Here is an 8464-nt window from a genome sequence, read left to right as displayed (position 1 = left end):
GCACCTTCGTCCCCATCAGCCCACCGCCACACACACAAAGAAGGCCACCCCGAAGGATGGCCTCCCCGCCAGGATCCGAAGACCCAGTTCAGTATGCAAGACGTCCAGGATAGGTGCGAAGAAGCTCTCCGCACCTTGGATTATCCGCGCCCGTTCACGCTCAGCGCGTTCTGTCAGGCGCTCTCGCAGGATCGCGGCCACCGTTGCGGTTTGTACGGATGCGTCTCGGCACTGCAGCACCTTGCGGTTTGTGGGTATCGACAGACGCCGCCGACTACGTCTTCTATCAGGCGGTTACTATCCCGCTCCACCAGGAGCACATCGTGTCGGCTCAGCAGGCGCAGGTGCCTGCTCTGGGTCGATCAGCAGCCGTGCGTGAATCTGCTTCAGCTCCGCGCCGGGGTCGGCTCCCAGCTCGTCGGCGAGCTGGGAGCGGATCGTCTCGTAGGCCTCGAGCGCTTCGGAGCGACGTCCGGACTGCTCGAGCGCCGTTAGCAGCCGCTGCCACAAGGTTTCTCGCAGCGGGTGGAGGGCGGTGAGTTGCTGTAGCTCGGCGATCAAGTCGGCCCGCCGACCGGGCGCCGGGCCGAGGTCGATCCGGTGTTCTAGGGCGTCAGGTAGTGTTCCACGAGCCGCGGCTGCTCGTACTCGGTGAGCCAGTCGGAGAGCGGCTCGGTAAACGGGTGTCGCGCCACAGAGCCAGCGCCTGCTCTAGTGCGTCGTACGTTGGCGGTAGGACGCCCGTAAGGAGGCGGGTGAATTGCACCGCATCGACCGCCTCCGGCTCTACCGCGAGCCGATATCCGCCATCGCCCGCGACGACGGCCGCAGCGCCCAGCGCAGTGCGGAGTCGGTGAACATAGGTGTGCAGGCTGCCACGGACGTCGGCCGGCAACCCCGCCTCGCCCCAGATCCGATCGGTCATGATGTCGGCCGTAACGGGCCGGCCACCGGCTAGCGCCAAGACGCATAGCAACGCTCGCGGACGCCGTCCGCGCACGGCGACGGGCACGCCATCGCCCCGCACCTCAAGCGGCCCTAGCAGCCGCATCTCCAGCCCGAGACTTGACCTCACGACGTACTCCCTCCTTGCCGTCGTCAGCGCCACCTCCGTCAACGTTCATAGATACTCGTCGTGGCGGCGGATCCACATCTGTCATTCATCGCCCATCCGGGTGTGCTCTTTCTCGCGCTTGAGCAGCTCATCACGGGCAGCCTGCCACTCTGCCCGGCTGACAATCGCGTGATTCTTCGTCTTCATAACTAGTCCCTTCTTGACACGATTCGATCCGCACGTCAGATGTAACCGACGTAGCGAATCCTGCTCTTCGCCCTCCGGAGTGCATATGGAGGCGCGGCAGGCGCTCGGGAGGGAATGGCGTTCATTACAAGGTCATCGGATCAGAGCACCCGGCTTGCAAGGTCGGCATGGCGATCCAGGAAGCTCACTGTCTGACCGGCGCTGGAGATCGGGCCAGGGTAGAGCACCAGGCGGTCGGCCCCGAGGTCGGCGTACTCTCGGGCCGTGTCGTCGTCCACGGTATCCGGGTTGAGATGGAGGAAGCTGATCTCTAACCGCCCCAGATGTGCGGGCCGGTCCACTTCCTCAGCCACCCGGCGCAATCCGTCGAGGTGTTTGGTGAGGTCGGTGGGGCTGTTACCGATACCGTACCAACCGTGGCCTCGAGTGACTGCGCGTCGGAATGCGAGGTCGCTCGTGCCGCCGATGACGACGTGCGGGCCGTGCGACCTCACTGGGCGCGGATGCGCGTCTACCGCGTCGAACGACACGTACTCTCCTCGGTACGACGGAGCTTTGTCGGTCCAGAGCGACCGCATGGAATCGATGTACTCATTCGTTCGCGCGCCGCGGTTGATGGGTGAGACACCGACCGCACGCATCTCCTCAGCCAGCCAGCCTGACCCCAGCCCCAGCAAGAGCCTGCCGCCGCTCAGTACATCCAAGCTTGCCGCCTGCTTGGCCAATACCAGTGGGTTGCGCTGAGGGAGAATCACCACCCCCGTGCCAAGCTCCAACCGCGTTGTGACCGAGGCGACATAGCTCAGATGCACCAGCGGCTCTATGAGGGCGCCGGTGGGGTCTCGCGGCGAGTCGGGACCTGTTGGCAATACGACGTGGTCGGCTGCCCACCATGACCCGTATCCGAGTTCTTCAACCCGGCGAGCGAGCCGCGCTGTGTCGTGCGGGTCGACGGCAGCGTTCATGTTCAGTCCGTGCACACCCAGTTCCATGCCGGGCACCCCCATCGTCAATGTGTGCCAATCTTGCTGGTTAAGGTCCTAACCTCCTGGTGGCGAAGACGCCCACCTGACGTGGTTGTTACGGGCGTGCGCCATTCTTATTGGGTGTTCCTTGCCCGGTGGTGATTAGGTTGTGGAGGCTGCCGCCGATGTAGGATCCCCATCCTTGCGAGCAAATGTCGTAGCACTCGAACTGGGGGACCAATCCGACGTGAGTGAAACGTAACTCTGTCCCTGTAGCGGTTTGCGAGATGTCGAAGACGATCTCGGTGTCTTTCCATTCCGGGTCTTCGTTAGGGCCGAAGTAGTTTTCCAGGACTTGCCAGACGACTTTCTTGCCAGGGACTGCCTCGGTCAGTTTCATCGAGCAGCGATGGGCGTCGCCGTATGAGTACACGAACACGTCGCCGATCGTGTCGGTACCACCGTCGATCTCCTCCGACCACCAGCCGCGGGGGTTGGTGATGGCCTCGAAAACCTCGGCTGGGGTGTTGTTGACGGTGAAGCTGGTGGTGTAGCTGTTGTCGTTCATGATGCCCTCCTTGGGTTGGTGTTGTTCGTGGTGGACTTTGCTCTACCGACGAAGCAGATCGACTGATATCGACATCTACGGTGAACTTTTCGGCCATGAGGCTCCGGGCGCCGCGTCGGGCGACGAGAGCCCCATGTCTCCGATTACTGGTTCGCGAATTCGCGTGCGGTCGCGGCTGCTTGCTCGGCCGTCATCGGCGCGGGGTCACCGCCGGTGAGCATTGCTCGTAGACCGGCGTTGAGGTGGTGAGCCCACGCCCCTGAGCACACCTCATAGCACTCGTGCTGTGGCAGCAGACCGACGTGGGTGAGGGTGACGGTCGTGCCGTCCTCGGAGCCCGCGATGTCGTACACGATGTCGGTGCCGACCCACTCGTCCTGGTCGTTGACAAAACTGAAGTGATTCTCAAGGACGTGCCAGACGACCCGCCACCCAGGGGCGAGTTCGGCGACACGAATCCGAGTGCGGTGGACACCTGGCATGTCAAAACCGAACTCATCGCCCACCGTCTCGGCCTTACCCTCGATGAGCTGGTTCCACCAAACCTGGGGTTTGCTAATCGCCGCAGACACCTCCTCGGGTGTGCGCTCCACGGTGAATGTCGTGGTGAAGCTCTCGGTCATCGTCGTCTCCTTAGGTCGGTTGCCTGATGGCCTCTCGAGCCCAAGGTCGCAAGCGTCGTCAAGTGCCTGCTAGTGCACAGACCATGGAGGAGTCATGAATTTTTCACATCGAGCCAGTCGCCGTGTTCTCTAGACTCGACCTCGATCCGAGCCGAGCCGGAGGTACTGAGACGATGAGCTCCTGGGTTGCCCGAGTAATTCGCCGCCAGCTACGCACCGATCGTGTGCAGACACTTGCCAGCGGTTTCCTGGCGACCTTTCTGGTGTGTCTGTGGTTTGTGGGTTTCGGCCGCGTGCTGAACCGCTCCGACTCCTGGGGTGAACTGACAGTAGGGGCGGGCTACCTCGCGGCGCTCGTCGGCCTTCAGCTCTGGTTCTTCCGCCCGGCGCAGCGGTCGCACCGTCCGCATGTCGTAGTGACCCTGCTGGCCACGCAAGCAGTGCTGGCATTTCTGCCCTTTCTGCACTACTCGTGGTGGCTCGGCGTGCCTGGGATCTTCGTTGGTTCGGCCCTCCTGCTCCTCCGCCCTAGATCAGCAGTTCCGCTCGCGTTGGCAGCCGTGCTCAGCATCGGTGCACTGGGTGGCTTCGTCGGCGAACCTGGGGGCGTCTCGATCGATAATCAGGGATATACCGCGGCCTTCTTTAGCATTACGACACTGATGACCGGCGTGACCGTGTACGGCCTGACTCGGCTGGCGGACGTGGCGGGCGCGATTCACCGAACCCGCGACGAGGTGGCCCGACTGGCAGCTACTCAGGAGCGGCTGCGGTTCTCCCAGGAGTTGCGAGAACGAGTTGGGGTCCAGCTTTCCGCGATCGGGTCGACCGCGCAGCGCATCACGCCAGCCCTCGCCGGAGCCATACAGGCCGATGCCGGGCAGGTGCGGTCTGAGATCACCGAGCTAGTCGCGACTAGTCGCAACGCCCTCGGTCAAGTTCGATCGCTGTCGGCAGACGACATTGACGAGGTAGGCGATGCCCGCGATCGCCCTGATCGAGTGGCGCCGGCGACCATGCGTCTGGCGGGTGTGGCGGTGCTGGTCGTATTCTTATGTTTCGGAGCCCTCATCATCTCCGAGCAGTCGCTGTTCCTACGAAACGCTTCGGCAACGGCTGCGACCTGTGTCTACCTGACGGTGATCCTGAGCCTCCAGGCTCGCTACGTCATTCGGCCGCCGCACCAGCGGCAACCGGTTCTGGCCCTGGGCGTGCTCGCTGCGCAAGCAGTGATCATCTATGTGGCCGTGGCTCAGTACGGCGGGTTGTGGCTAACGATGCCGGCGCTGCTCGCTGCCAACGCGTTGGTGCTGCTGAGGCTCGCTATCTCGGTACCGATTGCGGTCGGTGTGCTCGTCAGCGTGGGATGGATCTACGCGCCGACCGACCCCTGGTGGGAAAGCTTCGTCCTCGTCGGTCACCCCTTGATCGAGGACGTAGCCCCCACCTTCTTTGTGGTCGAGTGGTCACTTACCGCCGTGGTGGCTACCTACGGGATGACCTGGCTGGGGATGCTCGTAGTCGACCTGCAGGAGACGCAGCGCCAGCTCTCCGACACCGCAGTGCACGAGGAACGTTGGCGGCTCGCCCGAGATGTCCACGACCTGCTCGGTCTCGGCTTGTCGGCCATCACCCTGAAGGCCGAGCTCGCCAACAAGCTGGCGATTGGCGATCCCGGCCGAGCGACGACCGAGCTAGCCGAGATCTCGGTTCTCTCCCGCCAAGCGCTCGGCGACGTACGTTCTGTGGCCGATGGCGAGCGAGACCTCCGGCTCGACGAAGAGCTGAGGTCTGCGCGTGCGTTGCTGACCTCGGCACAAGTCGAGGTGGAGATCGTCGGGGCCGGCATCGACGTGCCGGAGCCATTGTCCAGTGTTTTAGCTGCCGTGATTCGGGAGGGCGCCACCAACGTTCTGCGGCACAGCAAGGCCAACAAGTGTCAGATCACGTTGACGAGGACATCGAATGCGCTGGATCTGGAGATTGCCAACGATGGTGTGCTTACCGAGCAGCTCCGCGAACAACTCGGCAGCGGTGGAAGCGGCGTGCGCAACCTGATTCACCGCCTCAGCCGGGTGGACGGGCGCCTCACCAGTGGGGTGGCGCCAGACGGACAGTACCGCTTGCGCGCCACTGTCCCGCTGAGTGGCACCGGCTAGGTAATTACAGCCACCCGGCGTCGGTGGCGATGCGGATCGCATCGACACGGTTGCGGGCGTCGAGCTTGGTTACCGCTGCAGTTAGGTAGTTGCGCACTGTGCCGGGCGACAGGAACAGGTTCTCGGCGATCTCTGGGATGTCGTCACCGCCGGCGGCTAGCCGGAGTACGGAGAGTTCGCGGTCGGTCAGCGGGCACTCGTCGGCCCTCCAGGCGGCGGCCGCGAGGTCGTTGTCCACGACCCGGCTACCTGCGGCGATCCGACGCACGGCATTGGCTAGCTTGTCGGGCGGAGCGTCCTTGAGCAGGTAGCCGTCCACCCGAGCGTCGAGCGCGCGTCGAATCGTGCCCGGGCGGCTCAGATTGGTCAGGATGAGGGTGTGGGCGGAGAGCTTCGCCTCATGGATCTCGGCCGCAACGCTCAGCCCGTCACGGCCTGGCAGGTCGATATCAATGATCGCGACATCTGGGTGCAGTTTTCGGATGGCCGGGATGATTTCCTCGCCCGTGGAGACCTCCGACACCACATCGATGTCTGGTTCAAGGTTGAGCAAGGCGACGAGGGCACCCCGCATCATGTGCTGGTCCTCCGCTATCAGCACCTCGATCACGGGCGTCAGTATCGCAGTTATGTGCGCAGTTTCGTGGCCTTTGCCTAGCGCCGTAAGTGCTTATGCCCGGCAGGGCGGCGAGTGGGCACCGGAACGGGTCGGTGGCGGTGTGGGTGTTGAGGTACTGGACGATCGCGCGGTAGGCGCCGACGAAGCTGGTTTCGGTGTAGGTGATGTCGTGCTTGACGCAGTGCTCTCTAGCGAGGGCTTGTGCTTTGTGTAGGTTGGGACGGGGATGAGAAGGGTGCTCGATCTGGTAGTTAAGTCCACCCATGGCGAAGTGGACGAACTTCTTCCGGCGATGTTGCGCGACATCAGGACTTGGCGCCGCAGAAAATCAATCTTCATGTCGGGTGGGACGATCGGCATGCCGACATGATTGGGCGCGAAGGCGCCACCGACGTGACGATGCTGTCCGCGGAAGGGACCATGCTGCTCGCTGAGCACGCCTGTCGAATCAATCCGATGCCTGTCCTGGACGCAGTCATCGAGAAGGAGAAGGAGCTCCGAGACAGGTGCAAGCGTGGCCGCACCAGGCTCGGGGGCCGTGGCAGCGACGATTCGGTTGCTTCTCCCGAGTGGGAGTACGAGTGGTATCGCACCTACTACCGGCCAGTGCACGAACTGCTGCGCCAATGGTGCGGCCACCGTGCGATTACCCTGCAGGAACGCCTGGCCGCTGCCGAAGCCGAGAACAGTCGCCTCGAGGCGCTCGTGAATCGGCTCATCGATGACCTTGCTGACAAGGGCGACCTCCGATTCGCCCGCACCGTCGTCGAAGAACTCGAGAACGAACGCATCACCCCAGACAAGATCGGACCGGTCGTAGAGCGCCCCTACACCCATCCGAGATCCCAGTCCACTACGAGTACCGCCCACGCCGTTGGGGGTAGCAACTGGCTGCTGTCGATGAGACCGAGACCAACACCATGCTCGTCAAGCTCCGGTCCCACTTCTCGATGACGCCTGCTAGGCGTGCACGGTTGGTCCATCGAGCAAGACGGAGCGGTTCGTATTGTGGCACGTCAGGACCACCCTAGGGTGCCTACTAGATGTTGCGGGGCAAGACGTTGACGCCGCAGCGGTGCGTGACCGCGGAGAAGTCGGGCGTTGGTCGCCAGCGTTGCACATGTTGGTGTGATCTAGCGCATGGCGAGTCGCCGCAGCTTGGGCGTAGTAACGGATGATGACTACGAGGCGCAATGTCGTGCGGCAGCTCTGGGGGCTACTAGAGCCGGTTCACGCCGTCGCTTCAGGCCAGGGGCCTGGCCACCGGTCACGGCCTGACCGAGGAAGGTGTCCGGGTGAAGCAGGAAATCGAGGACCTCACCGACGACCTCGCCAGCGATGGGCTCGCTGGCCTCAGCAGCAGCGAGACTGGCGAGCTGATCAGGCTGTTGCAGCCGCAGGCCCGGGCGATTATCGATACGGGCGATATTCCGCTCGATTCGCCGATGGGTCTCGACCTCTGGACCGTGGCGCGATCTTGAGCGAGCGTCAATGTCTCGGTGAATGACCAGTTGGCGTAATTGGCCGGAGTCCGGAGGTGACTTCAGCTCTGGCCGACGCGAAGCAGGGCCGTTCGTCAGCGTTCGATGAGGACGTTGCGGCAGCGGTCGAGCAACTCGGGAAGTTCGGAAATGCTGGGGTTGGCGAGCGCGATGCGGATGGCGTTGGGCGTTCGGGCCCCGGTCGCGAACGCGTCACCGGTCGAGACGAGGACACCTGCTTGAGCAAGGCGGTGGGCGGCTTGGTCGCTACGGACCTCCTCGGGCAGTTGGAGCCAGCCGGAGTACGAGGTCGGGTGAGCGAAATAGTCGAACCCGTCCAGGGCTCTTCGTGCGACAGTCTGGCGTTGCTGTGCATCCTCGCGCCGGGCTTTCTCCAGGCGGGTGACGGTGCCGTCGCGAAGCCATCTGGTGACGAGCGCCGTCGACAGGGAACTTGTCCCCCAACTGGTGGCCCGAAGCGCCCGGGCCAGCCAGGTGCAGTAGGTGTCAGGTGCCACCAGGTACCCGGCGCGCAGACCGGTGGCGAGGTTCTTCGAGAAACTCCCGACGTAGACGGTGCGTTCCGGTGCGAATGTCTGTATCGGTGGGGGCGCCGCGGAGTCCAAAAACGAGTAGGTGGCATCTTCGATAATGACGAAGTCGTGCCTGCGCGCAAGTGCAGCGATACGTACCCGCGACTCGAAATCCAGCACGAACCCCAGCGGGTTATGCACGGTGGGTATCAGGTAGACGACGCTGATCCGGCGCTCCCGGACTATCGCTTCGAG

Annotated in this window: 10 protein-coding genes and 2 pseudogenes; 4 read left to right on the top strand and 8 right to left on the bottom strand. The window is 63.5% G+C overall.

What is annotated here, in order from left to right; all coding sequences use genetic code 11:
- Window positions 1–297: 297 nt before the first annotated feature.
- On the bottom strand, window positions 298–660 hold the full coding sequence (locus ELR45_RS33820; RefSeq protein WP_129670208.1) for an AfsR/SARP family transcriptional regulator: 363 nt from the start codon (window positions 658–660) through the stop codon (window positions 298–300).
- A gap of 100 nt (window positions 661–760) precedes the next feature.
- Here ELR45_RS33820 and ELR45_RS36265 point away from each other — a divergent pair, with 100 nt between their 5' ends.
- Window positions 761–958: a hypothetical protein gene (locus ELR45_RS36265; protein WP_165368342.1), complete on the top strand. Its 198-nt coding sequence runs from the start codon at window positions 761–763 to the stop codon at window positions 956–958.
- 198 nt (window positions 959–1156) lie between these two features.
- Here ELR45_RS36265 and ELR45_RS33810 read toward each other — a convergent pair whose 3' ends face one another.
- The 4 genes from ELR45_RS33810 to ELR45_RS33795 all read right to left on the bottom strand — a co-directional run bounded on the left by ELR45_RS33810 (window position 1157) and on the right by ELR45_RS33795 (window position 3417).
- Window positions 1157–1261 carry a DUF899 family protein gene (locus ELR45_RS33810; protein WP_129670206.1) on the bottom strand — a complete coding sequence of 35 codons (105 nt, stop codon included), beginning with the start codon at window positions 1259–1261 and terminating at the stop codon, window positions 1157–1159.
- A 140-nt stretch (window positions 1262–1401) separates the two neighbouring features.
- The gene (locus ELR45_RS33805; protein WP_129670205.1) at window positions 1402–2253 is read right to left on the bottom strand and encodes a TIGR03619 family F420-dependent LLM class oxidoreductase; all 852 of its coding nucleotides are present in this window, start codon (window positions 2251–2253) and stop codon (window positions 1402–1404) included.
- Between the two features lie 88 nt (window positions 2254–2341).
- Entirely contained in the window at window positions 2342–2794 is a 453-nt protein-coding gene (locus ELR45_RS33800) for an SRPBCC family protein (protein WP_129670204.1), read from the bottom strand.
- 143 nt (window positions 2795–2937) lie between these two features.
- The gene (locus ELR45_RS33795) at window positions 2938–3417 is read right to left on the bottom strand and encodes an SRPBCC family protein (protein ID WP_129670203.1); all 480 of its coding nucleotides are present in this window, start codon (window positions 3415–3417) and stop codon (window positions 2938–2940) included.
- A gap of 173 nt (window positions 3418–3590) precedes the next feature.
- On the opposite strand from ELR45_RS33795, the gene ELR45_RS33790 reads away from it, so the two are divergent.
- Window positions 3591–5576, top strand: a complete 1986-nt coding sequence (locus ELR45_RS33790; RefSeq protein WP_129670202.1) for a sensor histidine kinase — start codon at window positions 3591–3593, stop codon at window positions 5574–5576.
- A 4-nt stretch (window positions 5577–5580) separates the two neighbouring features.
- Here the strand turns inward: ELR45_RS33790 and ELR45_RS33785 are convergent, their stop codons facing one another.
- Together ELR45_RS33785 and ELR45_RS43160 are read right to left on the bottom strand one after the other, a co-directional pair.
- Window positions 5581–6186, bottom strand: coding sequence for a response regulator transcription factor (locus tag ELR45_RS33785; RefSeq protein ID WP_129670201.1), 606 nt, complete (start codon window positions 6184–6186; stop codon window positions 5581–5583).
- Between the two features lie 70 nt (window positions 6187–6256).
- Window positions 6257–6588: pseudogene (locus tag ELR45_RS43160) on the bottom strand (fatty acid desaturase family protein); the annotation flags it as partial.
- On the opposite strand from ELR45_RS43160, the gene ELR45_RS33780 reads away from it, so the two are divergent.
- Together ELR45_RS33780 and ELR45_RS33775 are read left to right on the top strand one after the other, a co-directional pair.
- Window positions 6562–7149 carry a hypothetical protein gene (locus ELR45_RS33780; RefSeq protein WP_129670200.1) on the top strand — a complete coding sequence of 196 codons (588 nt, stop codon included), beginning with the start codon at window positions 6562–6564 and terminating at the stop codon, window positions 7147–7149. The pseudogene ELR45_RS43160 and the gene ELR45_RS33780 overlap by 27 nt on opposite strands.
- Window positions 7150–7445: 296 nt before the next feature.
- Window positions 7446–7676, top strand: a pseudogene (locus ELR45_RS33775) (helix-turn-helix domain-containing protein); the annotation flags it as partial.
- A 95-nt stretch (window positions 7677–7771) separates the two neighbouring features.
- On the opposite strand, the gene ELR45_RS40100 reads toward ELR45_RS33775, so the two are convergent.
- Window positions 7772–8464, bottom strand: a 693-nt coding sequence (locus ELR45_RS40100; RefSeq protein WP_205857801.1) for an aminotransferase-like domain-containing protein, incomplete at its 5' end; no start/stop codon positions are given.

The sequence above is a fragment of the Phytoactinopolyspora endophytica genome (assembly GCF_004138495.1).
Classification (GTDB): domain Bacteria; phylum Actinomycetota; class Actinomycetes; order Jiangellales; family Jiangellaceae; genus Phytoactinopolyspora; species Phytoactinopolyspora endophytica.
Note: the sequence above shows the minus strand (reverse complement) of the source record. Positions and strands in the feature narration are given on the sequence as shown.

Coding starts and splice junctions, on each gene's coding strand:
- ELR45_RS33790 (WP_129670202.1), top strand. CDS start 3,591: ATGAGCTCCTGGGTTGCCCGAGTAATTCGCCGCCAGCTACGCACCGAT.
- ELR45_RS33800 (WP_129670204.1), bottom strand. CDS start 2,794: ATGAACGACAACAGCTACACCACCAGCTTCACCGTCAACAACACCCCA.
- ELR45_RS33805 (WP_129670205.1), bottom strand. CDS start 2,253: ATGGAACTGGGTGTGCACGGACTGAACATGAACGCTGCCGTCGACCCG.
- ELR45_RS33795 (WP_129670203.1), bottom strand. CDS start 3,417: ATGACCGAGAGCTTCACCACGACATTCACCGTGGAGCGCACACCCGAG.
- ELR45_RS33810 (WP_129670206.1), bottom strand. CDS start 1,261: ATGAAGACGAAGAATCACGCGATTGTCAGCCGGGCAGAGTGGCAGGCT.
- ELR45_RS33780 (WP_129670200.1), top strand. CDS start 6,562: ATGATTGGGCGCGAAGGCGCCACCGACGTGACGATGCTGTCCGCGGAA.